A 26048-nucleotide genomic window follows, 5' to 3' on the forward strand; every position below is an offset into this window, starting at 1 on the left:
GGCTGTGAGCATCCGACAGGCCCAATGCCGAACGAGTGGGGGCGGCGCCAACCTGTCTTCGCAGCTCACGGCGGTCGCGGCAGGGTGAACGAATCGTTCCCGCTTGCGGGAATGACGGCCCGGTCGACGATCGTGATGATCGTTGCGACCGCTGCCCGCACGTCACCTGAGTGGGTAGCACCACCGACCAGAAGAGTGATTCGTGACGTCCCAGCATCCGACCAAGACCGCACGCGCCGGCCGGCCCCAGATCCGGTCTGGCCGCTCCGCCGGCGAACATGTCGATTCCGATCTGCTGACCGTGCACCGCGCCGACCGGCGCGATCCCCGTCAGCGACCCTCCGCGCTGGCGGCCGTCGTGCTGGACGGTGCCGCTGCGCGTCCCGGGCAGGACCTGCTGGATCTGAGCCTGGGCGCGCGGCTGACGTCCGCGGCGCTCGCGGCCGTGGTGCCGGGCGGCGGCGTCACGACCCTGGCCCCGACCCGTGCGGCGCTGAGCCAGATCCGGCCGACCCCGGAGAACGGCCAGACGTGGGGATCGGTATGGGATCTCGCGGAACGGCCCCTGCCTCTGCCCGATGCCAGCTTCGACGCGGTCATCGGCTTCAGTGTCCTGGCGCCGCTGCGTCATCCCCGCCGCATGCTGGTCGATATCAGGCGGGTTCTCAGACCAGGGGGGCGTCTGTCGGTCTGCGAGCTCGTGCTCGCCCGACGTCAGCCCATCGAGCTGGACGGGCTCAGCGCCCACGACGTCAGCCGTGTGGAGAAGGCGATGGCCGCCGTCCGGCCGGCCGCCTACGCGTTCACTCCGGCCCATGCGGTCGGCAACGCGCGCCTCGCGGGGCTCACCGAGGTCGAGTACACCGAGGACACGGTTACCGCCCCGCTGGAGAATGTGAGCGCCGCCGAAGCCGCGCTGCACGCCCCGGGCCCGGCCGGCGAGTCGACCTATCAGGTGATCGGCCGGACCCTGGGCGCCGCGTTCGCCCGTCGCTACTCCGAGGCGTGGCGTTCAACCGCCCGCCGGCGCCCCATCCTCCTGCATACCTCCATCGCCTACATCACCGCGATCAAACCGGACGTCTCCCCCTGAACCCTCCGGCCGCGCGGTCGCCGCCACCGCTTCCCGAGACCTCACGCCTCACGCACCACCGTAGGGAAACGATCACACTCCGGGGAGATAGGGGCTGGCAACGAGCGAAGAGATACCCGTTCCCCTCGGTGTTTTCCCAGCTCAGGCGGGGTCCGGACGGGTGAACGGCTTCTTCGCGGTGAGGGGGATGACCACCCGACGCCGCTAGGACGAAGGTGTAACGGTTCCGTTTTGCCTACCGTCAGTAAGGACCGTTCCCATGATGAGGATCGCCTGTTCGACGCATCGTGACCACCCCCCAGGGACGAGACCCGGCCCGGTCACACGGTCGGACCGGCCGCGTCCGCCGCGAAGCGGTGTCGCCACCACGGCGCGCTGGTCACGGGGGCGGCCGTGAGGGGGGCGGACAGCGTCACCGCGGCCGGAGCCGAGGGGCCGAACGTGGCACGGGTCTACGACTACTTCCTCGGCGGCGCGCACAACTTCCCGGCCGACCGGGAAGCGGCGGCGCAGGTCGAGCAGGCATGGCCGCAGATCCGCGACACCGCCCGGGTCAACCGGCTGTTCCTGGGTGAGGCGGTCCGCCACCTCGCCGGCGAGGTCGGTATCCGCCAGTTCCTCGACATCGGGTCGGGTATGCCGACGATGGGCAACGTCCACGAGGTCGCCCAGCAGCTAGCCCCGGACGCCCAGGTCGTCTACGTGGACAGCGACCCGGTCGCCGTCGCGCACAGCCAGATCCTGCTCGCGCCCAACCCGCAGACCGTGGCCATCGAGGCGGATCTGCTACGGCCGGACGAGATCCTGGACCATCCGCAGGTGTCGCGGCTGCTGGAGCGGGGGCGGCCGGTCGCGCTGCTCCTGGTCGCGGTCCTGCACTTCTTCCCCGACGACACCGACCCCCGACACCTGGTCGCCCAGCTGCGCGACGCCCTACCCGCGGGCAGTCATCTGGTCGTGACCCACGCCACCGGCGACGGACAGTCCCCGCAGGTCACCGAAGCCGCTGAGGTGTACCGGCGCACAACCGCGCCGTTCCAGCTGCGCGACCGCACCGAGGTGCTGTCGTTCTTCGACGACTGCACGCTGGTCGACCCCGGCCTGGTCCAGCTCCCGGGCTGGGAGCAGGACCGTCGGCGAGGCCGGTCGACGACGGTGGAGGGTCGGCTGCCGGTCTACGCCGGTGTCGGCCGCGTCCGGTGAGCCCGCGTCCGGGTTGCTCGACCTGCTGGGGCGACGGCGACGCCCGCGATCTGCTGTCCCACACGGACGAGTGGATCGCCACCGCGACCGCCCAGCGATGGCCCCACAGCGAGCCGACGTTCGGGCCGATCGCCACGGCGGGCGGGGCGCTGTATCGCCAGGTCCGCGCCGGCGGGGTGGCACTGTGCGCGACGGTCCGTCCGGCAGGCCGGACGCTGTCACGCCTCGTCCGCGGCGACCGTGGTGATCTCGCCACCGTGCTCGCCGACGCCAACGGCGACGCGGCGACCGCGATCGCCGGCCAGGCCGAGCAGCTCACGGCGCTGGCGGCCTACACCCGCCTTTGGGTGGCTTCCCCGATCGCCTGTGCCCAGGGGGTGATGTTCACCCCCTGGGAGGACGGCGCCACGCTGGCCGCCCGGCTCCGGGCCCGGCCGAGGGAGTTCACCGGCGTGATGACGGCGCTGATGGACGACCTCAGCGACCTGCACCGGAATCCACCCGCGCAACTGTCCGAGGCCGCTGCGACGACCCGCGTGCTGCCCCGGGTCGTCGCCGAAGCGTTGAGCCATCCGGTGGACCACCTCCACGCCGACGACACGACGGCAGGCGAGATCGGAGAGCTCCGCGCGCTCGCGGGCAGCCTGTCAACGCGGCTCGGCCGGCTGGCCACCCAGCTGGACCCAATGCTGCTCAGCCGCGGCGGCATCGCGTTCGGGAACCTCAACCCACGCGGCGTCCTGTATCCGGAAGGATCGTCACGGGCGGTCCTGGTGTCACCCGCGCTCGAACCCGGCGGAGACCTCGTGGACACCGGAACACTGCTCGGCCATCTGTACCTGCTGATCTTCGGCTGCCCGCCACCGGTCCGAGCGGAACTCGTCGACGGTGTCGAGGCGTGGCTGTCCGGTCGGCTGGCCGCCAGCCGGGACCATTGGCGGGACTGGCTGCACGCCGTCCTGACCGTCTGGGCGGCCACCGTCTACGACCAGGCAATCACCACACTGACGCTGCCAGCGGTCGCCCTCCGGCTCGGCCCGACGGCGGCCGATCCGCCGGCCCCACCACTGGCGGCGCTGTCCGGTCTCGACGCGCTCACCCGCGAGCTGCGCCGACGCGGCGCTGGTGCGGCGCTGAACGCCGCCCTCGCAGCCCTCGCCGACAGCCCGGCCGACCGACCAGCACGGCAGCTCGACTCCGCTGACCACTGATCACTCACCCGTTCGTAGACCGAAGGTGCACGTCCATGGCTATCAGCCTGAGCCGGCCACCGGGCAGCCGATCACACCCCGCCCCTCCCGCGCCGCCTGTTTCCGCCCCCGCTTCTCCGCCCGGTCAGGATCTTGCCGTTCGCGGCCGATCCACCGACCCGTTGATCGCTCTCGGTCCGAAGGCGACCGCCCAGCCGCCCGAGCGTGCGTTCGAGCTGCTGCGCGGCAGCGCGGTGCGCCTCCTGGACCGGCACGTCCAACGCAACGGTCTGTGCGAGAAGTGTGGATGCGCCTGGCCGTGCCGCGTGGTGGTGCTCGCCGAGAACAACCTCACGCTTGTCCACGACGCCCCACTCGCCTCCGCCAGCCCCGGCCGCGCGGCCGTCACACCACGGGCGGCGGCCATCCGCATCTCGTCCCACCCGCCCGCGCCCCCTCGACGCGACGGCGAGACCAGCCCAGACCCCTGCCGTCGAGAGAGCCGCATGACCACCGCCGTGGCCATCACCACCGCCAGCGCACCCGAACCGGCCGTTCACCTGCTCCCGCACCACGTCTGGCACTACCCGACCAGACCCCAGTCCGCCAGCGCCGCCCGCCGCGACGTCACCGGGCAACTCCACCAGTGGAAACTTGACCATGTGATCGACACGATCACCCTGCTGACCACGGAACTCGTCACCAACGCGCTCGCCGCAAGCCTGCACGGCGACGACGACCTGACGTCCCAGATCGCGATGCGCCTGACCTACAGCGATCACCATGTGATCGTCGAGGTCTGGGACGGAGGACCGGGCCACCCGACCCGCAGGGCCACCGGCCTCGACGCCGAGGACGGCCGCGGCCTGCACCTGATCACCAGCCTGACCCCGCGCACCGGCTATTACCAGGCTCGGGTCCACACCCCCGACGGCAGCCACCAGGAGCGAGGCAAGGTCGTCTGGGCCGCCCTACCCCACCACACCCCTCTCCCTCACCGCATTCCGACCACCCCGACCGACGGCCTGCCGCGGCGTGAACGCTTCGCCGCCCACGCCGCGACCACGCCCGCCCCGGACGTCTTCGACCTCGACCTGCTGCACCGGGTCCGTGACGGCCTACGCACCCTCGACACCACCCGGCACGCCCCACACCCACGGGCTCCGGCCGCCACGCCCCAGCCACCTGACCCGAGAGGGGAACGCCATGCCTGACCCTGCTACCAGCTCCTGCCCGTCGTGGTGCGAGCAGCCCGCCGGCCATCTCGACGTCGTGCCCGCGGGCCCCGGCGACTACCACGTCTCCGAGTTCACCGTGATCGACCTGCCGCCCATCCCCGGGGTCCGCGACCAGACAGCGATCCAGGTCTCGATCGAGCAGTACGTCACCGCGACGACCACCTACCAGCCGATGATCTCCCTCGGCGCCGGAGAAGAGGACCCTGACAGCGAAGCCTTCACCCTCGACGAAGCCGACACCCTCGCCGCGACCCTCACCCGCGCCGTCGCCGCCGCCCGCAACGCCCAGACACAGCCGCCCACCGAAGGACGATGACCGCGGGTAACTCCGCGCGGCGTGACCCTGACGGACCCGTAGTGGCTCTTCCGGCGGCCAAGTGCGGTCCGAGCTGTGCGGGCGGGCGGGGCACGCCTTGCCTCTGTCAGTGCCTCACCGAACTTCGCATGGCGGCGGTCCTGATCAAGGCCCTGGCCTCCGCCGGCGACGCGTCCTCACCACCGCAGACCTCCGACGACGAAACGGCCCGCATGCCACCTCGCAGCTACACCGTCCCGCCCGCGCTCCGCACCATCGTTCTGCTCGCCAGAATGCGCGACGCACTCCCGCCGACTCAGCTGGCCAGCCTGCTCGCGACCTTCGTCCCGCCGACCGCGCCGACCGCCCCGGAGTGGACCGACCTGTGCTCGGCTCTGGACGCCTACGACCAGGCGGCACAGCTCGGCCTGAGCACCGAAGAGGCCCGCAACCAGGTCGACACCGCCGCCATGATCTTCCACCTGCGCTACGACAGCGATGCCCCCCAACCGGGCAGCGGCCTCCACGAGCACCGAGCGGTCAGATAGACGCCCTGCATACCGCGCCAACCACCACGAAATCGCACGCCCGCTGCCTGCCGGCGACGACGGCGAGCACCTGTACTCCCACCCGCCGCGTGAAGCGATGCGAGGCCACGCGTCGAACGGATCGCACCGTCTCACACCATTCCCGCAGGTCAGCGGCCTGAGAACGGTCGAAGAAAATGTTCGTCATGGGGGGAATGACAGGCGCGACCAGAAGGCTGATCATCATGGTCGCGTGGCTACCCGGTGGGGCGGATAGCGCCGTGGGCGACAGGTAAACGATCAGTTCTGACCCGACAGCGGCGGATCACCACATGAATCTTGATGCTTCGGGTGACGGACGCCCGGCCGGACCCTATCGGGAAGGGACGTGACGTGAGTAGGCACAGTCTGCGCGTGGAGCAGGATGAGCTGCGGGCGCGGATGCGCGCCGTGGGCATGTCGCACGACGAGATCGCCATCGAGTTCACCCGCCGCTACAAGCTGCGCCCCCGAGCGGCCCACCGGATCGCGCACGGCTGGACCCAGCAACAGGCCGCCAACCACATCAACACCCATACCACCCGCACCGGCCTCGGCCCCCAGGGCACCGCGCCCATGACCGCACCGAAGCTGTCGGAACTGGAGAACTGGCCGCTACCGAACAACCGCCGCCGGCCCACCCCCCAGCTCCTCGCCCTGCTCGCCGAGGTCTACGACACCAGCATCCACAACCTGATCGACCTCGACGACCGCGAACACCTTCCCCCTACCGACATGCTCCTCATCAACACCGCGCGGGGGAACCCCGCGGCGGACCCGCAACGTGGATCAGCACCGGCTCCTGTGCTCGCGGACGACTCAGGCCAGCCTCGCAGAGGCAGACAGATCACGATGCCAGCCGTACCAACACCGCAAGTCATGAGGCCCGCAGATGCTACGGGAGCCGTCATGCCCGACCTCGATCGACGAGACTTCGTCACCGCGACGGCCACCGTGCTCACATTCGGCAGGCCCGCCCTGCGGAACGTAGACCCTGCCCTCATCGACTACTTCAACCAGCAGCTGGAAGGCCACTACCGAGCGGACATGATGCTCGGCCCCAGCGAGCTGATCAGCACCGTCACCGCCCAGCACACGCTCATCGGCAATCTGGTGGCGACCGCCCACGGGGACACACGGCGGCCCCTCCTGGGCGCAAGCGCGGCCTACGCCTCGTTGATCGGCTGGCTCCATCAGGACGCCGGTGACCTTGCGAGCTCGTCCGTCTGGCGGGGCGTCGCGCTGGAAGCCGCACAACGCTCCCGGGACCACCAGCTCGTCGCCTACGCGCTGCTCAACCACGCATCCGTTCGCACAGATCTCGCCGATGGCCTCGGCGCACTCGACCTGTGTGGCGCGGTCCTGGCCGACGCCGGTCGACTCAGCCCGAAGATGCGGGTCCTGGCACTCCAGCAGCAGGCCCACGGTGCGTCGCTCGTCGGAGATCGCGCGACCGTCGACGCCGTCTTGGACCAGGCGGCCCCGCTCGTCGAGCGATGCGACGACGGCATGCCATGGGGCAACGCCTGCCGGCGCACGCCGGCCTACCTGGAGGTACAACGCGCGACCTGCTACGGACGTTTGGGACTGGCCACGGCCGCCGCCGGCCTGTGGCAGCAGGTCCTCGCAACGATGCCTGCCCATGCCCGGCGGGATCGCGGCGTGTATCTCGCCCGTCAGGCAACCGCGTGTGTCCAGAACGGAGATCTGGGACGCGCGGTCGAGGCCGGACAGCTCGCGGCGGACGTGGCGGTGGAAACTGGGTCGGTGCGGATTCGCCGTGAGCTCGCCGGCCTACAGCAAGCCGCAGAACCCTGGAAGGGCACGGCCTTCGGCCGCGACCTCGACGAGATCTTCGCGCTCTAAAGGAGACCCGACGTGCCGGACGTTCCCGTGCCCTTGGCCGACGACGAGATCGAGACCCGGCTGCGCGAGCTACCCGGCTGGACCCGCGTCGGCCAGGAGATCACCAAATCCTTCCGCATCCGCTACCACGGCGGAGTCGCCCTGATCGTGCACGTCGCCGACATCGAGCGGCTCATCGGCCATCATGCGGATATCGACCTGCGCTGGGACAGCATCCGCTTCGGGATCACCACCCACGACGCCGGGCATCGGATCACCGCGGCTGACTTCGATCTCGCGCGACGTATCGACACCATCGCCCAAACCCACAGCGCAGAACCGCTTTGACACCCCTGCCAGGATCGCGCCTTGGTGACCGGCATTGCCGAGGGCCCGTCGCTGTCAAATTCCCCTGAAGGTCAGAACTCTGGGTAGACGTCGCGCTCCTTCCGCCGCAGGAGGCGTTCCGGCCAGCTCGCGAGCCTTTTCAATGAGCCTTTTCAAAGTCGATTTTCCTAAAGGCCCTCACTGGAGAGGACGAGGACGGCCTGGGCGAAGATGCCGACGCGGCGTGGGCAGCCGCGGAAACGGTCGAATATGTGCCAGTTCTTGAGGACCGCGAATCCTCGTTCGCCTTGCGAGCGGGTGGTGGCGTGGGTCCAGTTGGTCTCTTTGTCGCGGTCGGGGAGTTCCCTGTTCTTGGGTTTCTTGACCGGGACGAGGAGGCGGTCACCCTCGCCGCCGACGTAGCCCTTGTCCGCGTAGAGGTAGAGCCCCGAGCGGTCGATCAGATGGAGGACGTCGTGCATCCGGGCCGCGGTGAGGTCGTGGACGGAGCCGGGAAGTCCTTCGGAGATCCAGAGCAGCCGACCGTAGGGGTCGGTGAGGCCCTGCAGGTTGATGCCGTGGTACTTGTGCTTGCCCGAGTAGTACAGCTTGTTGTGCGCACGGACACGGTTGGTACGCACGACGGTGCCGTCGAGGATGAGGAAGTTGCTCTGGGTCCACGCGAAGGTCCAGACCGCGGCGAGCAGGGTCCGGCCGTGGGTGGCGAGCAGGCCGACGGCCTCGCGGATGTAGTTGTGGACGGTGCCGACGCTGACCTGGAAGCCCTCGGCGAGGTGCTCGTAGCGTTCACCCTTGCGGAGGTGGGCGAGCACCAGGAGTGCCTGCTCGCGTGGGGGCAGCTTGCGCCAGGTCCGGCGCTGGGCGCGGTCCTCGGCCAGCAGTCCCGTGAGGAAGGTCAGGGTCGACTCGGGCAGGTCGACGACACCGGGGTAGGTTAGCAACGGAAGTCCTCGGTCAAGGGCACAGTGGAGTAGGAACCCTGTGATCTACCGGGGACTTCTCTATTTACGGCATCCCTCCGCCCGCCGCCCGACCAACTATTGCCGTCGCCAGATGATGGAACGGCCCGAGCCGGTTCCCGTTCAATTCGTCAATTGGTGACCCTTAACCGCCGGGAGAATCAGACAAACCAAGATTGAAAAGGCTCAATAATCCCACACAGTCCTCTTCCTACGGCCCCCTTGTACGCGATCATGAGCCGATGGGTCGGGTGGGTTTGACGGGGCGGGTCGGCCGCTCGTGAATGGTCTGCCGGCCCTCAAGGGCGACCAGACGGCCGGGGAGGGGGCCGGCATCGGTAGGCCAGGCAATTCTGCCGAGTCCCGGAAGGTGGTGTTCCTGGTAGCCGGTCGGCAGTGGCGGGAGTGCTGGCTCTTCGCTGGGCTGGAAAACGCCGACGGGTGGTTCTGTCGGATGTGAGGCGGCTTCGGTTTCGTCGCGGAGGAGCGGTAGTTCATCGCCGGGGAGATGGAGAAGGAGAGTGGCCGCTCGTTCATCGGAGGGGATGGCTGCCGGTCGTGTCGGTGTGACGACGGCTGCGCCGGTGAGTGCTGGTGGTTGTCGGTGTGGCCGTTCTTCGGCCGTGACGGCGCGTCGGACCGTGCCCGCTGTTCCGTCGACGGTGAGATGGGTGCCGGGCTTGACCTTGAGGAGCTCGCTGGGCAAGGCGGTCACGCAGGGGATACCGATTTCGCGTGCGACGATGGCGGCGTGAGAGAGCGGCCCTCCGGATGTCGCGGCGATCGCCGCTGGGCCGGCCAGGAGAGCCGGGAGCGCTTCCGGGCCGATGTTGTCGCAGATGAGCACGGCTCCGGCGGGCGTTTCGGCGGTGGGGGCTATGGCGTCGGAATGCTGGTGATGGGCGGGGCCGGTGCCGCGGCCAGGTGCTGCGGGGATGCCGTGCCAGACCGAGCTGTCGCCAGGTAGCGCATGGGGAGCGGAGTCGGGGACGGGGCTGGTGAGCGGGCGTGCTTGAAGGATGTGGATGGTGTCGTCGGCGGTCACGGCCCACTCGATGTCGATGCGGTCGAGGTTGAGCACCGCGGCGGCGCGGCCGGCAAGACGGAGAAGGCGGTTCCGCGTCGAGGTGGTGAGCAGGCGGGCGTCAGAGATCGGCGCGGGAGTGTAGAGGTGGAGCAAGCCGGCTGCCGAGGTCTGGATCTTGGCGTGCTGTCGTGGTTGTCCGTGGACTGCGGGCAGCGCGATCCATTCGCCGGGTGGCTGGCGGAGCTCGTCGGCGGTTCCGGGTAGAAGGATCACATCCTGCTCGGCCGGCGTCGGGTTGTCGCGGGTGCTGTGGTGGCGTTCGCCGCGCTGGCTTCCGTCGACCACCGGTAGCGCGAGGCCGCGGACAGCGTCGAGGGCCCACGACCGAAGGCCGCCGGCGTCGCGGGCGGAGGCGGCCAGTACCCCTGCGGCGTGCGGACGGATGGCTGGTTGGACGAGAACCGCGAGGTGTGGGGTCGGGCGTACGTGGCGACGCGCGGAGTAGGCGGCGAGTGCCGGCGTCATCGCGGAGGCGCGCACCTCGCGGACGGCGGCGAGGAGCGCCTCGGGATGCGTGGGGGTGAAGCGGGAGGTGTGGAGACCGGCGAAGGACGCCTCGGGACCGTCTTCCGCGGGTGCTGAGGAGCGGGCGACGATGCCATAGCGGGTGTCGACGGAGGTTACCCAGTCCAGCACGGTGGAGACCGCGCTCGTGAGCTGGTCGTCGGGGAGATCGGCCGGCAGGACGAGTCCGTCGGGTACGGGTAGCCCGTGGTGGATCAGTGTCGCGAGGGCGGTGGCCTTACCGCCATGCAGGGCGGGGTCGATGGCGTCGGCCAGTCTGATGACCTCAACGGAGTGCATCGCGGTCCTCTCCTTGGAGGTCGGCTGCGGTGATCCGACTCGGATCGGTGTCGATGAGGTCGCACCAGGCGTGTGCGGCGGTCAGAAAGCGTTCGCGTAGTTCCTTACGGCGCTCCTCGCTGTCGGCCGCCCACCCGAGGAGCAAGGCCATGGCGCGGATCTCCGTGACGACCTGGTCGTTGCCGGCCGCCGCGAGGAGGGCGGCGGTGGTCCACGCTTCGCGCCGGCGGGCGGCCCGCGTGCGCTGTGCGATCAGGTCAGCGGCCGGGGTTCTCGGTTCCTGCTGTCGAGCCACCGCCTCGATGTCCGCGGCGATCGCCTCTTCCGACTGGTGGGTGAGCTGTATCTGGGTGGCCAGGATGTGTCCGGGCGTGGCGGGAAGCTGGAGCGCCGACAGGCAGGTGAGCGCGGCGTCGCGGGAGCCGAACAAGTCGGTGAGCAGGCGTTCCCAGTGGTCTTCGGGGAGCAGCCAGTTCACGATGTGCGTCGCGTTGACCCTGGTGAACGCCGCGGTCGCTGCCGCGAGCACTCGCGTGAGATCGCCGACGTCGCCTCGCCGCCTGGCGGCGTCAACGCGGTCGAGGGCGGCGCCGGCGACGTCCCGGTCATGGGTGGCGCGGGTGATCAGGTTGACGGTGTAGTCCAGGCTGGCGAGCTGGCGGTGCCAGGTGCTTGTCAGGTCGCGGTGGGTTGGCTCGGGGATGTCGACGATGCCCGTGCGGCGGAGCTGGCCATACGGCGTGGGGTCGTCCATGAGGATCAGTGGCCACCGGATGAGGGCCTCGGTGTAGAGATCCCACTCCAGGTGGCTGGCCTGGGGGCGGGTTCGCTCGTAGTCGCAGGTCAGGACCCCGTTCCAGACGGGTTCCATGGCCACCTCCCGTACTCGTCCGGGTACGCACGCCCTATGGGCGCTGGCACGTACTGGTGTCTTGGCGTGGGTGTGGGGTGTCGTGTCGGGCTCGGTTGGGAGCGGTATGGGAGGCTCGCGCCATTCCTGCGAGGGCGCCGGCGAAGGCGGGAGCGGAGAGACACAGGCGATGATCAAAGAGGCGACGGCGACGGTCTTCGTCTTCCGCCAGAGCGAGGAGGCGGGCTGGCGGGTGGCGATGATGTGGCATCCGCGGTTTGAGGGGTGGATTCCGCCGGGAGGTCACGTCGAGGCGGACGAGAGCCCAGCGGAAGCCGCGACCCGGGAGGTCGTCGAGGAGCTGGGATGCCGCGTGCGCCTGGTTGCCGGTCCCGCGACCCCGCTGCCGGACGGTTTTCCGCACACGCCTGTAGTGGCGCCCTGGTGGATCGTGGAGATGGCCGCGAGCCCGGACAGTCACACCAGCGAACGGCACGTCCACGTCGACCATGTCTTCGTGGCGTTCTGGGACGGTGACGTGCAGCCCCCGGAGACGAGGGTGCGCTGGTTCGACGAGCAGGAGCTCGCCGACGGGGCGGACATCGCCGAGGACTCCCGGTTGCAGGCCAAGGAACTGTTCGCCCGCTTCAGCGAAGGCGAGGAACTCGCGCACAGCTAACACAGTCCGCGTCAGAACAGCGGCTGTTGCGTGTTGGTGTCCGCCGGTACCTGCGTTGCTCGTTTGGGTGGTATGCCGCCGAGGCGGTCGAGGTCGGCGAGGGTGGACCACCGGTCGGTGGCGGCGCCGTCGGTGAGCAGTCGTCCGAACAGCGCGACAGTCAGTTCCACGTCGGGCAGGGCGCGGTGTCGGTTCGCGGGCAGTGGGATGCCCAGGTGATGTAGCACCGTGTCCAGGCTGTGGGACCGCAGCTCGGGGTAGGCGACTCGGGCGAGGCGGACGGTGCACAGCAGCGGTGTTGCGGCCAGCCGGGGGCAGTGCTCGTGTTGGCGTGCGATCAGACCTGCCTCGGTGGGCGCATGGTGGGCGACCAGTCGGTAGGGCGGCGCGGTCAGGCGAGCGTCGAGAGCGGCCATGACCCGCGACGCTGGGCGTTGAGTGCGCAGCTCCATGTCGGTGATGCCGGTCTGAGCGACGTCGAACGGGGTGACGGCGACGTCATCGGGTGGTCGCATCAGGGCGCTGAACCGTCCGGTCTCGGCCCAGTGGCCGATGCGGAAGGAGCCGGCGACCGCCGCGACCTCGATCGGTTCCGCGGGCCGGCCTTTGGGGGTGAGCGCCTCGAAGTCGATGACGACGAACGTGTGGCCCAGGAGTGCGGGGTCGTCGAGGGTCACCATGCCGATACCTCGCTCTTGATCAGGATCGCAGTCTGGGTGAGGTGCGTGTCGTCGTGCGGAACCGGAACTGCGAGCAGGGAGTCCGCCGCGTGCTCGGCGCGGGGGCAGGGCGCGGGATGCAACGGGCGGCAGGCCGGATGCAGGTGGGCGGCGCGCAGGTCGAACGTTCCGACACTGTTGACAACGCCGGCCTCGGCGAGGCGGCGACACAGCCGCCGCGGCTGCGGCAGCACGATCCGCCACAGTGCGCTGTATCCGTTGGGCTGTTCCCCTGCCGTGGCCAGTATCGGGGCCAGGCCGGGAACGTCGCCGACGAGGTCGACCAGGCGGTTCGCGGCGTGCCGGCGACGGGCGAGTCGCCCGTCGAAGCCAGCGAGGCTGATCCGGGCGAGCGCGGCGAGCGGCTCGGCGAGCCTGTAGTTCGTGCCGAGCCGGGACAGCGCCGGCTGGCCGGCGGCAGGGATCTGCCAGTGGGACTGGAACGCGGCGGCGCGGGACGCCAGGTCCGGATCGTCGGTGACGAGATAGCCGCCCTCACCGGACGAGATCAACTTCCCGTCTTTGAGGGAGAAACAGCCTGCCCTCCCGATGGTGCCTACGTGCCGTCCGCCATACCGGCTGCCGTGTGCCTGGCAGGCGTCCTCGATGAGGTCCAGCCCGGCGCTTCTGGCCAGATCGGCGAGGGCGTCCAGATCGCCGCACTGGCCGCCGAGGTGGACGGGGAGCACGGCCCGCGTCCTGGGTGTGATCTTTGAGGCTGCGTCGGCGAGGTCCAGAGGCTCGCCGTCCGGCCCGGCGTCGACAAACACCGGACGGGCGCCCGCCTGCACGACGGCAGCCACGGTCATGATCACGGTAAGTGCTGGGAGGAGGACTTCGTCGCCCTCGCCGATGTCGCACGCGACGAGCGCCGTGTGCAGGGCCGCGGTTCCGGAGGAGACCGCGACGGCGTGCGCGACGCCGTGCATGGCCGCGAGCTCGGCTTCCAGCAGCGCTGCCTGCTCACGGCCGACCGGATCGGGCATCCGCGCGACCACCCGCTCCAGCAGCACCATCGGATCGGGCGCGTTCACGATGCTGTCCCGGCGGACGTCGACAGGACCTGGTCGAAATCCATGAGGGGCCACATGTTGACGCAGTCGACGGAGAAAAGCGGGCAGTCGGCGCAGCCGTCGTCCGCGGCGAAGACCTGGGCGGCGGTGCCATCCAGAATCGTCCGGCGCCGCGAGGCAGGGGTAGCGGCGATGCGAAGGGACGACGGACAGTCCCAGACAGACCCATCGGGTTCGATGAAGAAGAGGCTTCGCCCGCCGAAGCAGCCGCGGACGAACCCGGTGGGGACCCGGACCGCGTCGGCGACCTGACCGGGGTAGCTCGCCCGTGGCGTCCACACCGGCAGCTGTGCATCGGCGAGGGCGGCGAACTGCTGACCGAGGATCGGCAGGTCGTCCGTGGTCAGGGCGAGCTGGCGGTGAAGCGTGTGGTCGGGGTCGAGGGCGACGGGCTGCGGGACGAAGTAGTCGCAGCCGAGGTCCGCGGCGAGGCGGCCGGTCGCGGTCAGGTCGGTGAGGTTGTGCCGGGTGACGACCATGTAGACGCCGACGTGGGGAGCGGGCGCGGTGCCGCGGGCGGCACTCAGCGACTGGATGCCGTCGATGACCTGCTGCCAGCCGTCCTTGCCGTTGCGCGCCGGGCGCCACGCGTCGTTGTAGGCGGCGTCGGTGGAGTCCAGCGACACGGACACCGCGTCGACCTGGAGGTCGACGAGGGCGCGGGCGAGGTCGGGACGGTTCAGCGGGATGCCGTTCGTGGCGACGACGACCTGCACGCCACCGCCCTTCAGGATCTCGATCAGGCTGAGAATGGGTGGCCACACGAGTGGTTCCCCTCCGGCGAGGAATACCCGCTTCACCGCCGACCCGGCGATGCTGCGGGCGAAGGCGAGTACGTCGGCGGCGGTGAGGTCGTTGCGCGACAGGTGCGACAGTGTTCCCGGACCGGTGACGGGGCTGTCCCGATGCTCCTCGATCGTTCCGAAGTAGCAGTACCGGCAGGACAGGGGACATGGGCTTCGCAGCGCCCACAGCAGGGTGACCGCCTTCTCGCCGCCACCCCTGGTCATCGGGGCTCCTGGAACAGGGCCGCGGCCTGGTAGCAGGCTGCGACGATGCGCCGCACGCAGGCGTCCGTGTCCAAGTGGGTGCGGTCCAGGACCTCGAACGGCTGGGGCGATGCGGCGGCGAACAGGCGGTAGAGGCTGGTCACCCGCTGCATGAGCGCCATCTCGCTCGGGCTGGCGTCGCGGCCGATGCGGTGCTCGAAGCGCTCCAGACAGCGGTCCGGGTCATCGACAAGCAGGAGCGTGGTGGCGGGCAGGGGCCGCCACTGCGCCAGCAGCTCCAGAATGCGAGTGGCCACGGCGAACGCCTCGTCGAGGGGAGCGTCAGCCGAGAGGACGGCGGCCTGATAGACGGCCACGCTGTGGGGGCCGCGGTCCTCCAGGACGACCTGCCCCGGGACCGCCTTCGTTGTCTCGTGTCGGTGGACTTGAAGCGCGGCCAGCAAGAGGGTCTCGGTCCGTGGATGTCCGGTACGCAGGAACAGGTCGCCGGTCGCGCGCAGGGCGCTGATCACCTGGCCCGGGAGCAGCGCGGGGGCCTGGTCGGGAAGCTCGACCAGCGGCACACACCGCTGTCCGAGGTGCTGGAGGGCGATGTGGGCCAGGTAGGTCTTGCCGACGCCGTTGGCGCCTTCGAGGGTGACCCAGGGTTGCGTAGGCGCCGGGCCGGGTGCGGTGCGCAAGGCGCCGCTGGCCGGGTGCTGATCATCGGATGGCATGGGAGTCCTCCGTGGGGATGGCCGATGTCCACGGGCTGTTCGCCGCACCGGCGGCCAGAACGCTGCGAGCGTCGGGTCCGCGGTGCAGTAGGAGATCCAGTGCGGAAAGGCCGGGGCTGAAGTCCGCGCGGCCCTGGTCGTAGGGCGGGTGGGCGTAGGTTGCGATCTCGATCCCGACGTCCGCGCGGGCGAGGCTGTCGACGTCGAGGTAGCTGGTTGCGCCGGTGCCGACCCGCAGCATCCGCGTGCCGGTCAGTCGGCACAGGTCGATCAGCATGTCGGTCCTGCGGCCCGTTGGTCTCAGCGCGCTCGAACGCACGATGTCGACCGAGATGCCGAATCCATCGAGGAGAAGGCGCAGCAGCGCCTCGTTCAGGGCGGCGAGCCGCTCCCAGGGCCGGCCGTAGATGGCGGCTAAGCGCGGTTCCCACTGTGGCCAGAACGGGGCGCGGCGGTATCCGTCAGAGATGATCCGCCAGTGCCGCCCTCGCCACCGGTCGTCGTCGATGAGGACGTCGGAGATCGGTTGGTGGTGTGGCCGGCGGATCGGGACTGTCAGCAGTCGGCGTTCGCCGTCTCGGCCCAGGACGTAGTTGCGCTGCTGCCAGCTGCCCGCGGAGTACTGGACATGGTCGAGCAGGAGGAAACGGTCGACGTCCAGAAGCCGGGCGAAGTAGCCAGGCCAGGGCAGGTAGGCCGGCTGGTGCGCGACGAGGACGTGGCCAGCGGCCGGGTTGGCGTCGCTCATGAGAACGCCATGCGGTACACGGCGAACCGTTCGGCCGCGGGGGTGCCCACCTCCGCGCCGGCCGCGCAGTCCTGTGCCTGGATCTTCTCGACGCTGCGGGGGTGCGGGTCTTCCCGTAGCTGGCTGCGGTAGCAGGCGAGCGCCTTGGCCTTGGTCTGAAGGGTCGGGGTGATGTCGACGAGCACGGGCCTGGGCGAGGGACCGGCGAGCCAGGCCCGGTCTTCGGGCCCGTCGTAGCCCAGTACGACACGCGGCAGCGGCCGGCCAGCGCGGAAGCCTGGCCGTACTGCGGCGAGGGCGGCCAGATGTACGGCCTGGTGGTCCTGGTGATGGCCACCGGCGGGGATGAACAGGGCGGCCGGCCGGGATACCGCCAGTGACACGTCCGGGCCTGATTCGATCAGTGCGACCAGCTCGGGAAGATGCGCGCTGGGGCTGGCCGCGCGCTCGTCGTCGAGCCAGGCGACCGTGCGCCGGTCCACACCGAGCACGTCGCATGCCTCGTGGAACTCGTCCAGGCGCGTGCGGGTGTCTGAACTGCCGCCGTACATCGGCGCGGTCACGCAGGCGACGGCGAGCGCGTCGACCTGGATGCCGTAGCCGGTCATCGCGGCGATCGTGCCGGCCATGCCGACGGTTTCATCGTCGGGATGGGCACCGACCACCAGCGCCCGATCTCCGGGATGTAGCCCGAACACAGGGGCCCTCCTCTTGTCCGTGGAAGGGGTGCGACGGGGCCGTACGGACAACCCGTACGGCGGAGTTCCAGACCCGGGAAGATCCGGGTCTTCAGATCAGGCGGGGGCGGCGTCCGTCGCGGCGAGGAACGCTTCGGCTGCCTTCTCGGGTGTGTGGGCGGCGAGCCGCGCCGGTGCCGATTGGCTGGCGGCGTGGTACTCCTCGGCGTTGGCCAGCAGGTCGTCGAGCGCGTCCCAGACGGCGGGGAAGCCCGAGCTCAGCGACACGACCCGTCCTGCCGAGCCGATCAGCGTGGGCACATAGCCGTGCTCAAAGGTGATCACCGGGGTGCCGGCGGACAGCGCCTCGGCAGCCGTGTGGCTGAACGTCTCCGGTTCCAGGGACGAGATGACCGTGGCCGCCGCGCCGGCGAAGAACGAGGGCACCTCCCACCACCCCAGCGCTGGCAGGAGCTGGACAACGTCGGGACGTCGCGCCGCCTGCTCACGGCACGCGGCCAGCGCCGCGGCCTGCTCGCCGGGCTCGAACTCGAAGTCGGCCTCGGCGAGCACGATCTCCACTCGGCGATCCCACCGCGGCGGCATGGCCGCCAAGAACGGGGCCTGCCCCTTGACGGGCGCGACCCGGGAGACGACCCGCAGCGGGCCCGACTGGCGCAGCCGTTCCCGCTGCTCGCGGTCCGGTGGCTGCGGAAGGGTGAGAACCCCGTTGGGCACCACCCGCCAGGCGCTGGTGTCCCAGCCGTCCTGCGCCGCCGCGTCCACGAGATAGGGGCTCGCGGGCAGGACCACGTCGGCGGCGGCCATTGCCGTCCTCCACGTATCCGCCGATCCGGGCCGGATCTTGTTGTGCATCATCAGCGCGGTCCGCACCCCGCGCGGCGCTGGGTTCAGGTAACCCAGCCCCCAGACCGGCGCGCCCCAGCACACGACCTCGATCCGACGCTCGCGCAGCACACGCGACACCTCGGCCACGACGGGTCCGGGCTCGGCGAGCGCGGCGAGCACGTCGGCGTTGAGCGCCGGCCGCGGCAACCGCACCGACTCCAAGCGGACGAGCCCCGGCTCGGCCTCGTCTCCCGCCTCCGCGAGGCCACCAGCGATGACCACGACACTGTGGCCGAGGCTTCGCAATCCGGCCGTCAACGCGGCGATGCTCCGCTCGATACCGGAGGGATGATTGGGCCGGTAGGTCAGCAGACAGAACGCGACCGCTGTCATGGCCGCTCCCAGGGAAAGACGACCCACCGCCGGACCTCGCGTCCGATGTAGGTCGCAATACGCCAATTACCGCTGGTGGGACCGCGTGTGGCCGGCCAGTTCGCCAAGTTCTGGAGGCACACGGCGGTACGCACGCTGCCAGGGTGGCTGTGGGCCAGGTGACTGCGAGCGGCATCGAGCGTGCCACCACTGCCCACCACGTCATCAACGAGCAGAACGTCCCGGTCGTCGAGGCGGCCGACGGAGTCTGGGTTCGTGAGGACGGGCCGTTCGACCTTCGGCGCGTTCACGCCGTCCGACTGAGTGTGAGTGATCGTCAGGGCGCGTACATCCCGGACACCGAGATGGTGAGCGAGCAGCACCGCCGGGACCATCCCGCCCCGCAGAATGCCCACGACCACATCCGGGACCCCATCGACGATCACCGCGGCGGCCAGCGCCTCGGTGATCCCGGCGACGTCATGCCAGGTGAGTAGGTCAGCGTCCACGGGCGTCTCCCCACAGGAGGATGTGCAGACGAGGCGTCAGGTTCCACCCGCGTGCCAGCACCTCGTCGCCGAGCGATCGCATAACGGCGAGCGTCGACTCCGCGTTGGTGCCCTCGGGCATCACCCAGATCGGCGCAAGGCCGAACCGGGCCTCCAGAGCGGAGATCTCATCCAGATCGGCGAGGTCCCGGACAACGAACTTCCACACGCAGGCCGCCGTCTCGGCAAACGTTCGGATGACGTCCGGTCGGACTCGTCGGCCCTCCTGCATCCCGCTGTTCGCCAGTTTGATCCCCACGTTGAACTGGGCGGTGGATGCGGCCAGCGCAGGGCCGGGAACGAGCGTGCCGTTCGTCTCGATCTCCACACGTTTGCCCGCAGCCGCCAACGAGGCCACCAGGTCTGCCAGGCCGTCCCGCTGAAGCAGCGGCTCTCCCCCGGTGACCACGACGAGCGTCGCCGCGGAGCTCGTCGCCCAGTTGACGAGGTCGGCCACACTGGCACGGCTGGTCTCGGCGCCGCGGTCGAAGCGGCTCCAGTCCCAGGTGAAAGGCGTGTCACACCAGCCGCAGCACAGGTTGCAGGTGGCGAGACGGAGGAACAGCGCCAGCCGGCCGGATGAGGCGCCTTCACCTTGGAAGGTGGGTCCGAAACATTCGCTGACCAGGAGGTCCCGAGGCGGCGCTGCGGATTGCACCGTCGGGATCATCAGTCACGCCCGGGAGGGGTGTATTCGGCCCAGCTCCCAGGCGTCTCCGCGACGCGCATCGACACGAGCCTGCCCGGGATCAGCGGCTCCAGGTTGTCGATGAACCAGTGAGCCAGGTGGGTTGCCACCAGCTCGCTGGTCGGTGGGACGTCCAGCACCTCGTTCAGGTCGCGGTGGTCGAAGTGCTTGTCCAGGAAGTCACTGAACGGCACCAGGTCGCCGAAGTCGGTCACGAATCCGGGCCCACTGAGACGGTCTGCGGTGAGCACGACCTCGACGGTGTAGGTGTGCCCGTGTACACGGGCACACTTGTGCCCTGACGCGAGCCCCTCAAGGTGGTGGGCCGCGTCGAAGGAGAAACGCTTACCGATCCGGTATTCCATGTGCCACCCCCTTCAGAAAGTCGTCAGACGACCTTCGTTGGAAACGAAAAATAAAATTTCTCGTCGTCGACAGTTAATTCCCATGATCACGAAAATGGCTCTCACCGCCTTCGGCGCCGACACCCACACCGAGCAGTTCCTTCCGATGCTTACGGTCTGCCGCGCATTTCGGGCAGAATCTCCTGACGTTCAAGGTCTTCTAAATGAGGTGAATCGGGATGGACCCCCTTCATCCGAGCGCCATCAGCAAGATCGTTTACATGAAGGTGTGTGGCGCATCACCACGATGACCGACGCCCGGGGGGCGAGTCATTCCCTCCACCACGAACATTTTGTTCACCTGCCAGAAGAGGGATGACCTGCGAAAACACCGCCGCATGGGTGCTCTTATTCGGCGCGATCATGTAGATCTGTTCGGCGTCTCCCGTTGGGTCCCGCTGCCACCGTCGGCGCGACGCCGCGAGTAGCGGACGCCGAGCACTGACGGGTGCGGCGCACCTTCGCCTCCGTCGCGACAGCCCTCTTCGGGCCATCACCGGTCCGCCCTTCTGCACCCCTGGACGGCACGCCGGTATGTCCCACATGCCTCTGAGGTGAGCACCCGGGCCGCGCGATCCGTAACTGTTTGGCTACCCTGACATGGATTCGTGCTACGGATAGAGGGTGCAGCGATCAGCGTTCACGTCCGGAGAGGATGTGCGGTGGCCTCATGAGCAAGCTCAGCCGGCGGGTGGAGCAGGATGAGTTGCGGGCGCGGATGCGCGCGGTGGGTATGTCCCACGACGAGATCGCCGTCGAGTTCGCCCGCCGCTACCAGCTGCGCCCCCGGGCGGCCCACCGGGTCGCGCATGGCTGGACCCAGGCGCAGGCCGCGAATCACATCAACGTGCACGCCGCCCGCCTCGGCCTCGATCCCGAGGGCGCCGCTCCGATGACCGCTCCGCGGCTGTCGGAGCTGGAGAACTGGCCGCTACCGAACAACCGCCGCCGGCCTGCCCCTCAGCTTCTCGCCCTGCTCGCCGAGGTCTACGACACCAGTATCCACAACCTGATCGACCTCGACGATCGTGAGCAGATGCCCTCAGCTGACCTGCTGCTCATCACCACGATCCGTCTGAAACGCGCGCCTGCGAGCGCTGTCGGTTCTCTCGCGCGGACGCGGTCGGCGGACACCGAGGTCACGCCGATAGTGGAGGCTCCGAATCGGCAGCAGTTCCTGCTCGCCGCGTCGGTTCTGGGGGCCGCTGCGGTGCTGCCCCGACAATCGGGCGGGCCAGCCCGGTCCGTGAGTGTCCGGCCAACCGTGCTCACTTCCGCGGACGACCTTCTCGCTGATCTACGCGAAGCCGTCACCGTGCAGACGGAGTGGTTCTCCGACCCCGACCTGGCCTCATCAGGTGACCTCGCCGACCTTGAGGCGCGCGCGCGAGAGTGCCACGGCCGGTACCAGCGAGCCGACTACGCCGGTGTGGCACGGCTTCTACCCGTGGTGGTGCGGGGCGTCGAGATGCTCGTGACCAATCCGCCGGCTGGCGTGAACCACTGTCTGGTCCGACGGACGCAGGTCGTTACTTACCTCGCTGCCGCCAAGCTTGCTACCAAGACAGGTGATCACGATCTGGCCTGGCTGGCGGCGGACCGTGGTCAACACGCGGCGCTCACCGCCGACGCTCCGGAGCTCCTGGCAACAGCGCGCAGGCAGATCGCCTGCGTCTTCCACGACACGGGACGGCTCGCCGACGCCGAACGGGTCGCGGTCAGCGCCCTCGACTCCCTGAACCGCAAGCCGGGCAACGGGGACCATCCCGACGTCCTTTCCGCGCGAGGCGCCCTTCTCCTGCTCGCGGCAATGACGTCGATCCGCCAAGGGGAGCGAGCGGATGCCCGCCGCCGGCTCGCCGCCGCGGCGGAGCAGGCTGATGCGCTGGGCCGGGACGACAACCGGCTGTGGTCGGCGTTCGGGCCGACGAACGTCGCGATCCACACCCTCACCGCAGCTCTGGCGCTTGACGATCCGAGGGAGGCGGTTGCCGTCGGCGCGCAGATCGACACGCGGCTGCTGCCAGCCCCACTGGTCGGGAGACGCGCACGCCTTCATGTAGATCTCGCCGACGGGCATGCCCGCTTGGGCGAGGACGCCATCGCGGCGGTGCACATCCTCGATGTCGCCCGCCGAGCGCCGCAGCTGCTGGGGGTCGACCCGACAGCTCGGGCTGTGCTGGCGATGCTACTCAGCCGCGCCCGCGGCTCCACCGTCTCAGTCCTACGGAGCGTCGCGGAGCAGGCCGGAGTCGCAACGTGACAGGCGGACGACCAGTGCTGCATCTGGTCGTCTGCGCGGCCCCACCCGCCCCGCAGGTCAACGAGCTGATCCGTCACGTCCACGGCGATGGATGGGCAGTCTGTCTCGTACCGACGCCGATCGCCGCGACCTGGCTGGACGTGCACGCTCTGGAAGGGCTGACCGGCCACCCGGTCCGCTCTCGACCCCGGCGGCCGGACGAGCCGCGCCTGCCACCCGCGGACGCCGTAGCGGTCGTCCCCGCGACCTTCAACACGATCAACAAGTGCGCCGCGGGGATCAACGACAACGCGGCGCTCGGTGTCATCAACGAGGCGATCGGACTCGGGCTCCGCGTCGTCATCGCCCCCTACGTCAAACCCACCCTCGCCGCCCACCCGGCCTTCGCCCGAGCCCTACGCGATCTGACCGCCTACGGGTTCACCGTCCTGCCGACCAACGCGATCGGGCCCCCCGACGGCACCACCTCCTTCGCCTGGCGTCCCGTTCTGGATTCCCTGCCGGCCCCTCGGCCCGCCCGTGGGATCTCCGTGCCGGAGGACCCATCGTGACCGTGTGCTATCCCACGATGCTGCTGCGTCTTGACCCGCGCAGCATTCTGGACGGCAGCGCCGAAGTCCTTATGGAAGGAAGAGGCTGTCTCATGCCCAGACCCAGTCAGCGTGTTGAACAGGACGAGTTGCGGGATCGGATGCGCGCGGTCGGGATGAGCCACAACGAGATCGCGATCGAGTTCGCCCGCCGTTACCACTACCGTCCCCGGGCCGCCCATCGCCATGCCCGCGGCTGGACCCAGACGCAGGCCGCGAACCACATCAATGCCCACGCCGCCCGCGCCGGCCTCGACCCGGACGGCGCCGCGCCCATGACCGGCCCGAAGCTGTCGGAACTGGAGAACTGGCCGCTACCGAACAACCGTCGCCGGCCCACCCCCCAGCTCCTCGCCCTGCTCGCCGAGGTCTACAACACCAACATCCACAACCTGATCGACCTCGACGACCGCGAACACCTCACCCCCGCCGACATGCTCCTCATCAACACCATGCGCCGAGATGTTCGATCAACGCCGCAGGCCGGATCGCGGGCGGCGATGTCGCAGCCCGCAGGCTCGTCCTCCAGACAGGCCGGTCCGGGCTTCGAGTCGAGATACAGCGGCGGCGCACCCCGGACGCTGCGTCTCGATGCAGCTGCTGGGAACACCGAGGGAGTGGACGCACTCAACCGCCGCGAGTTCACCCGCCTCGCCGGATCAGCGGTCGTGACGGGTCTGGCCGGTGCGGGCCGTGCCCGCCACGTCGACCCGGCGCTCGTCTCCTACTTCGATGGCCAGCTGAAAGGCCACTACCACGCGGACATGCTGCTCGGCTCTGGCGCGCTGATCGGCACGGTCGCCGCCCAGTTCGAGGTCATCACACAGCTCGTGGACACGGCGGACGGGTCGACCCGCCAGCGCCTGGCGAAGGTCGGCTCGTCCTTCGCCGCGTTCGCCGCCTGGCTGTGGCTGGACGCCGGCGATCCGGGCGCCGCGATGCGCTGCCACGACGCCGCCCTGGAACTGGCGCACCGCTGTGGAGAACGTGACGCCGTCGCCTGCGCGCTGGTCGACCGGGCGATGGCCTTCACCGACCTGGGCAACACAGCGGCTGTGATCGACCTGTGCCAGGCCGCGCTGGTCGACGCCCGGCACCTCGCGCCCGAGGTTCAGGTGTTCGCCTTGCAGCAGCAGGCACACGGCGCCTCGCTGCGCGGTGACCGCCGCCAGGTCGATCTCCTGCTCGATCAGGCTGGCCGGCTCGTGGACCAGGTCGACGTCGAGGAGTGGGGCACGGCCTGCCGCCGCACCGACAGCTACGTCGAAGTGCAACGCGCCACCTGCTACGGACGGCTCGGCCTCGCCGACAACGCCGACCGGCTCTGGCAGCAGATCATCCCTGCCGCACCCCCGTCAGCCCGCCGCGACGTCGGGGTGTGGTCAGCGCGCCACGCGATCGCCGCCGCGCGGCAGGGAGAACCGGAACGGGCAGTGGAACTCGCGCGCCAGGCAAGCGCGCTCGCGGTGGAGACCGGCTCCGCACGTGCCCGGCGGGAACTGGATACGGTCGCCGTGGCGATGGCCCCGTGGCGTGCTCACTCCATCGGCCAGGAACTGGCGGACGCGCTCGCGTCCGTCACCATCGACGAACCAGAGAGGGATCATGGCTGAGGCGCTGTCACCCGAACAGATCGAGGAACACCTCAAGACCCTGGACGGATGGACGACCGACGGCCGACGCATCGAACGGCTCTACTCGATACCCCACGTCCAGGGCGCGGCGTTTGTCATGCACATCGCCGCCATTCAGAACGAGTTCGGCCATCACTCCGACGCGACGCTCGGCTACAAGACCGTGCACGTGTCCATCAGCTCCAGCGACATCGGCGGCTACGTCGCCGAGCACGACATCGAGCTCGCCAGGCGCATCCAGGAAATCGCGTCAGTACATGGAGCAGGGTAGAGAACAGGCCATGCCGGAGCGGAGTTGCTGGTCTGACATACGACAGGTCGAGCGTGCGATGGTCCCCGCCTGCGGGAAGCTGCACGGCTCTGGAAGAGATGGCCGTCGGCCGCGACCTCGACAAGATCTTCGGGCTCTGTAGGAGACCCGACGTGCCGGATGTTCCGGCGACCCTGGCCGATGACGAGATCGAGGTCCGGCTGTGCGAGCACCCGGCCGGGCCCGCGTCGGCCAGGAGATCACCAAAAATTTTCCGCGTCCGCTACCACCGCAGAGTCGCCCTGATCGTGCACGTCGCCGACATCGAGCGGCTCATCAGCCATCACGCGGACATCGACCTGCGCTGGGACAGCATCCGATTCGGGATCACCACCCACGACGCCGGGCTCCGGCTCACTGCGGCCGACTTCGATCTCGCGCGGCGCATCAACGCCATCGCCAAAGCCCACAGGACGGAACCGCTCTGACACCTGCCAGGATCGCGCCTTGGCGACCGGCATTGCCGAGAATGAGGTTCTCGTATTCATTGAGCGCCCCCTGAATTCTTCTGATGAAATCAGGCCATCGACCCGCTCTTACGCGAGGTAAACCGTCGCCAGTCGAGTCATCCGACTAGTCTCACGCAGCATTCGATCTGGGCGCGCGCGAATCTTACCAATTTCGATCATCGATCTCCAGTCGCTCTCCAGGACGCCATCTTTCAATGCTTGCCGCTGCCGCATCGACGCCGGCGAGCAGGAGCAGAAACAAGGATTCCGATCCGTCGGGCCCAGAAGACGCAGCCGCGCTGCGTGTTGTCGCACCTGCTGCGCCGCAGCCCCTGCGGTAGCGACGCCTGCATCGTCACCGCTTGCCACGAAGTCATCGACCGCCGACTTGCCATTCTGCCTGGTCAGGCGCTCGCAGAGCGGGGAACGACTTCTTCGTAACCCAGGGAATGACCGAGGCAGGCGTGCATCGCCATGCTGGTCTTCCTGTGGTTCCGGCGATGGAGCAGCTGACGCACGCGGCGGTAGTTCTCCACTCGGATAGCGCTGGCCCGCGGCACGGCCGTGTCGCGGCCGGGATTCTTGGAGGGCGAGGATGGAGCGCACAGTGATCGAAAGTCGGATACCCGGTGCGGCGACCTTTCGGATTGGGAAACGGTTCACCTTCGATGCCGCGCACCACCTACCGAGCCTGCCTACCGACCACAAGTGCTCCCGCGTTCATGGCCACACGTACACGGTGGAGTTCGTGCTGGAAGCCTCGGAGCTGGCCGGTCCGGGGTTCGTCACCGATTTCGGTGATCTCGCCGTCGCCGGTCGTTATCTCGCCGAGGCATTCGAT

The 26048-nt window shown here is 69.4% G+C and carries 28 protein-coding genes; 15 read left to right on the forward strand and 13 right to left on the reverse strand.

The features are described from left to right. Positions 1-202: 202 nt before the first annotated feature. From ACG83_RS30015 to ACG83_RS30050, 8 genes are all read left to right on the forward strand, one after another. On the forward strand, positions 203-1093 hold the full coding sequence (locus ACG83_RS30015) for a class I SAM-dependent methyltransferase (protein ID WP_083473677.1): 891 nt from the start codon (positions 203-205) through the stop codon (positions 1091-1093). 393 nt (positions 1094-1486) lie between these two features. Further along, the gene (locus ACG83_RS30020) at positions 1487-2296 is read left to right on the forward strand and encodes an SAM-dependent methyltransferase (RefSeq protein WP_054569573.1); all 810 of its coding nucleotides are present in this window, start codon (positions 1487-1489) and stop codon (positions 2294-2296) included. After that, entirely contained in the window at positions 2293-3507 is a 1215-nt protein-coding gene (locus ACG83_RS30025; protein WP_054569574.1) for a hypothetical protein, read from the forward strand. Before ACG83_RS30020 ends, ACG83_RS30025 begins: the two co-directional genes overlap by 4 nt. Positions 3508-3668: 161 nt before the next feature. Next, complete coding sequence (locus tag ACG83_RS41695; protein WP_063793238.1) at positions 3669-4700, forward strand: ATP-binding protein; 1032 nt, start codon at positions 3669-3671, stop codon at positions 4698-4700. After that, positions 4693-5040, forward strand: coding sequence for a hypothetical protein (locus ACG83_RS30035; RefSeq protein ID WP_054569575.1), 348 nt, complete (start codon positions 4693-4695; stop codon positions 5038-5040). Before ACG83_RS41695 ends, ACG83_RS30035 begins: the two co-directional genes overlap by 8 nt. Positions 5041-5168: 128 nt before the next feature. Further along, positions 5169-5567 carry a hypothetical protein gene (locus ACG83_RS30040; protein WP_054569576.1) on the forward strand — a complete coding sequence of 133 codons (399 nt, stop codon included), beginning with the start codon at positions 5169-5171 and terminating at the stop codon, positions 5565-5567. Positions 5568-5939: 372 nt separating this feature from the next. Then, the gene (locus ACG83_RS30045) at positions 5940-7451 is read left to right on the forward strand and encodes a helix-turn-helix transcriptional regulator (protein WP_054569663.1); all 1512 of its coding nucleotides are present in this window, start codon (positions 5940-5942) and stop codon (positions 7449-7451) included. A 12-nt stretch (positions 7452-7463) separates the two neighbouring features. Then, the gene (locus ACG83_RS30050) at positions 7464-7778 is read left to right on the forward strand and encodes a 4a-hydroxytetrahydrobiopterin dehydratase (RefSeq protein ID WP_200931402.1); all 315 of its coding nucleotides are present in this window, start codon (positions 7464-7466) and stop codon (positions 7776-7778) included. Positions 7779-7945: 167 nt separating this feature from the next. Here ACG83_RS30050 and ACG83_RS30055 read toward each other — a convergent pair whose 3' ends face one another. The 3 genes from ACG83_RS30055 to ACG83_RS30065 all read right to left on the reverse strand — a co-directional run bounded on the left by ACG83_RS30055 (position 7946) and on the right by ACG83_RS30065 (position 11499). Next, the gene (locus ACG83_RS30055) at positions 7946-8719 is read right to left on the reverse strand and encodes an IS5/IS1182 family transposase (protein ID WP_054564425.1); all 774 of its coding nucleotides are present in this window, start codon (positions 8717-8719) and stop codon (positions 7946-7948) included. Between the two features lie 250 nt (positions 8720-8969). Beyond that, positions 8970-10628 carry a PEP/pyruvate-binding domain-containing protein gene (locus tag ACG83_RS30060; RefSeq protein WP_054569577.1) on the reverse strand — a complete coding sequence of 553 codons (1659 nt, stop codon included), beginning with the start codon at positions 10626-10628 and terminating at the stop codon, positions 8970-8972. Beyond that, positions 10615-11499 (reverse strand): hypothetical protein, encoded by an 885-nt coding sequence (locus tag ACG83_RS30065; RefSeq protein WP_054569578.1) that lies wholly within the window; start codon positions 11497-11499, stop codon positions 10615-10617. The genes ACG83_RS30060 and ACG83_RS30065 overlap by 14 nt, the downstream gene beginning before the upstream one ends. 169 nt (positions 11500-11668) lie before the next feature. Between ACG83_RS30065 and ACG83_RS30070 the strand changes: the two genes are divergently transcribed. Further along, complete coding sequence (locus tag ACG83_RS30070; RefSeq protein ID WP_054569579.1) at positions 11669-12157, forward strand: NUDIX domain-containing protein; 489 nt, start codon at positions 11669-11671, stop codon at positions 12155-12157. A gap of 11 nt (positions 12158-12168) precedes the next feature. On the opposite strand, the gene ACG83_RS30075 is transcribed toward ACG83_RS30070, so the two are convergent. From ACG83_RS30075 to ACG83_RS30120, 10 genes are all read right to left on the reverse strand, one after another. Continuing rightward, positions 12169-12837 (reverse strand): PolC-type DNA polymerase III, encoded by a 669-nt coding sequence (locus ACG83_RS30075; protein WP_054569580.1) that lies wholly within the window; start codon positions 12835-12837, stop codon positions 12169-12171. Next, positions 12831-13910, reverse strand: a complete 1080-nt coding sequence (locus ACG83_RS30080; RefSeq protein ID WP_063793239.1) for a DegT/DnrJ/EryC1/StrS aminotransferase family protein — start codon at positions 13908-13910, stop codon at positions 12831-12833. The genes ACG83_RS30075 and ACG83_RS30080 overlap by 7 nt, the downstream gene beginning before the upstream one ends. Then, entirely contained in the window at positions 13907-14959 is a 1053-nt protein-coding gene (locus ACG83_RS30085; RefSeq protein ID WP_054569581.1) for a radical SAM protein, read from the reverse strand. Before ACG83_RS30085 ends, ACG83_RS30080 begins: the two co-directional genes overlap by 4 nt. After that, entirely contained in the window at positions 14956-15675 is a 720-nt protein-coding gene (locus ACG83_RS30090; protein WP_054569582.1) for a hypothetical protein, read from the reverse strand. Before ACG83_RS30090 ends, ACG83_RS30085 begins: the two co-directional genes overlap by 4 nt. Next, positions 15662-16423, reverse strand: coding sequence for a WbqC family protein (locus ACG83_RS30095; RefSeq protein ID WP_054569583.1), 762 nt, complete (start codon positions 16421-16423; stop codon positions 15662-15664). Before ACG83_RS30095 ends, ACG83_RS30090 begins: the two co-directional genes overlap by 14 nt. After that, positions 16420-17121 carry a PIG-L deacetylase family protein gene (locus tag ACG83_RS30100; protein WP_054569584.1) on the reverse strand — a complete coding sequence of 234 codons (702 nt, stop codon included), beginning with the start codon at positions 17119-17121 and terminating at the stop codon, positions 16420-16422. Before ACG83_RS30100 ends, ACG83_RS30095 begins: the two co-directional genes overlap by 4 nt. 96 nt (positions 17122-17217) lie before the next feature. Further along, positions 17218-18342, reverse strand: coding sequence for a glycosyltransferase family 4 protein (locus ACG83_RS30105; protein WP_054569585.1), 1125 nt, complete (start codon positions 18340-18342; stop codon positions 17218-17220). Then, a complete protein-coding gene (locus ACG83_RS30110) occupies positions 18339-18830 on the reverse strand; it encodes a phosphoribosyltransferase family protein (protein ID WP_054569586.1) in 492 nt (163 codons plus the stop codon). Before ACG83_RS30110 ends, ACG83_RS30105 begins: the two co-directional genes overlap by 4 nt. Continuing rightward, positions 18820-19527 (reverse strand): 7-carboxy-7-deazaguanine synthase QueE, encoded by a 708-nt coding sequence (locus ACG83_RS30115; RefSeq protein WP_235498276.1) that lies wholly within the window; start codon positions 19525-19527, stop codon positions 18820-18822. The genes ACG83_RS30110 and ACG83_RS30115 overlap by 11 nt, the downstream gene beginning before the upstream one ends. Positions 19528-19538: 11 nt before the next feature. Further along, positions 19539-19922 (reverse strand): 6-carboxytetrahydropterin synthase, encoded by a 384-nt coding sequence (locus tag ACG83_RS30120; protein ID WP_054569588.1) that lies wholly within the window; start codon positions 19920-19922, stop codon positions 19539-19541. A gap of 709 nt (positions 19923-20631) precedes the next feature. On the opposite strand from ACG83_RS30120, the gene ACG83_RS30125 reads away from it, so the two are divergent. From ACG83_RS30125 to ACG83_RS30150, 6 genes are all read left to right on the forward strand, one after another. Further along, positions 20632-22224 (forward strand): helix-turn-helix transcriptional regulator, encoded by a 1593-nt coding sequence (locus ACG83_RS30125; protein WP_054569589.1) that lies wholly within the window; start codon positions 20632-20634, stop codon positions 22222-22224. After that, positions 22221-22775 carry a flavoprotein gene (locus tag ACG83_RS30130; protein ID WP_054569590.1) on the forward strand — a complete coding sequence of 185 codons (555 nt, stop codon included), beginning with the start codon at positions 22221-22223 and terminating at the stop codon, positions 22773-22775. The genes ACG83_RS30125 and ACG83_RS30130 overlap by 4 nt, the downstream gene beginning before the upstream one ends. Positions 22776-22867: 92 nt before the next feature. After that, the gene (locus ACG83_RS30135) at positions 22868-24427 is read left to right on the forward strand and encodes a hypothetical protein (RefSeq protein ID WP_054569666.1); all 1560 of its coding nucleotides are present in this window, start codon (positions 22868-22870) and stop codon (positions 24425-24427) included. Continuing rightward, the gene (locus tag ACG83_RS30140; RefSeq protein WP_054564711.1) at positions 24420-24719 is read left to right on the forward strand and encodes a 4a-hydroxytetrahydrobiopterin dehydratase; all 300 of its coding nucleotides are present in this window, start codon (positions 24420-24422) and stop codon (positions 24717-24719) included. The genes ACG83_RS30135 and ACG83_RS30140 overlap by 8 nt, the downstream gene beginning before the upstream one ends. 152 nt (positions 24720-24871) lie before the next feature. Beyond that, positions 24872-25186, forward strand: coding sequence for a 4a-hydroxytetrahydrobiopterin dehydratase (locus ACG83_RS30145; RefSeq protein WP_054569667.1), 315 nt, complete (start codon positions 24872-24874; stop codon positions 25184-25186). A gap of 616 nt (positions 25187-25802) precedes the next feature. Next, a partial coding sequence (locus ACG83_RS30150; protein ID WP_200931403.1) for a 6-carboxytetrahydropterin synthase occupies positions 25803-26048 on the forward strand: 246 nt, incomplete at its 3' end.

Source organism: Frankia sp. R43 (genome assembly GCF_001306465.1).
GTDB lineage: Bacteria > Actinomycetota > Actinomycetes > Frankiales > Frankiaceae > Parafrankia > Parafrankia irregularis.

Excerpts from the sequence above, each read along its gene's own strand:
- ACG83_RS30035 (WP_054569575.1), top strand. The coding sequence starts at position 4,693 with ATGCCTGACCCTGCTACCAGCTCCTGCCCGTCGTGGTGCGAGCAGCCC.
- ACG83_RS30040 (WP_054569576.1), top strand. The coding sequence starts at position 5,169 with ATGGCGGCGGTCCTGATCAAGGCCCTGGCCTCCGCCGGCGACGCGTCC.
- ACG83_RS30060 (WP_054569577.1), bottom strand. The coding sequence starts at position 10,628 with ATGCACTCCGTTGAGGTCATCAGACTGGCCGACGCCATCGACCCCGCC.
- ACG83_RS30065 (WP_054569578.1), bottom strand. The coding sequence starts at position 11,499 with ATGGAACCCGTCTGGAACGGGGTCCTGACCTGCGACTACGAGCGAACC.
- ACG83_RS30070 (WP_054569579.1), top strand. The coding sequence starts at position 11,669 with ATGATCAAAGAGGCGACGGCGACGGTCTTCGTCTTCCGCCAGAGCGAG.
- ACG83_RS30075 (WP_054569580.1), bottom strand. The coding sequence starts at position 12,837 with ATGGTGACCCTCGACGACCCCGCACTCCTGGGCCACACGTTCGTCGTC.
- ACG83_RS30085 (WP_054569581.1), bottom strand. The coding sequence starts at position 14,959 with ATGACCAGGGGTGGCGGCGAGAAGGCGGTCACCCTGCTGTGGGCGCTG.
- ACG83_RS30090 (WP_054569582.1), bottom strand. The coding sequence starts at position 15,675 with ATGCCATCCGATGATCAGCACCCGGCCAGCGGCGCCTTGCGCACCGCA.
- ACG83_RS30095 (WP_054569583.1), bottom strand. The coding sequence starts at position 16,423 with ATGAGCGACGCCAACCCGGCCGCTGGCCACGTCCTCGTCGCGCACCAG.
- ACG83_RS30105 (WP_054569585.1), bottom strand. The coding sequence starts at position 18,342 with ATGACAGCGGTCGCGTTCTGTCTGCTGACCTACCGGCCCAATCATCCC.
- ACG83_RS30120 (WP_054569588.1), bottom strand. The coding sequence starts at position 19,922 with ATGGAATACCGGATCGGTAAGCGTTTCTCCTTCGACGCGGCCCACCAC.
- ACG83_RS30125 (WP_054569589.1), top strand. The coding sequence starts at position 20,632 with ATGAGCAAGCTCAGCCGGCGGGTGGAGCAGGATGAGTTGCGGGCGCGG.
- ACG83_RS30135 (WP_054569666.1), top strand. The coding sequence starts at position 22,868 with ATGCCCAGACCCAGTCAGCGTGTTGAACAGGACGAGTTGCGGGATCGG.
- ACG83_RS30140 (WP_054564711.1), top strand. The coding sequence starts at position 24,420 with ATGGCTGAGGCGCTGTCACCCGAACAGATCGAGGAACACCTCAAGACC.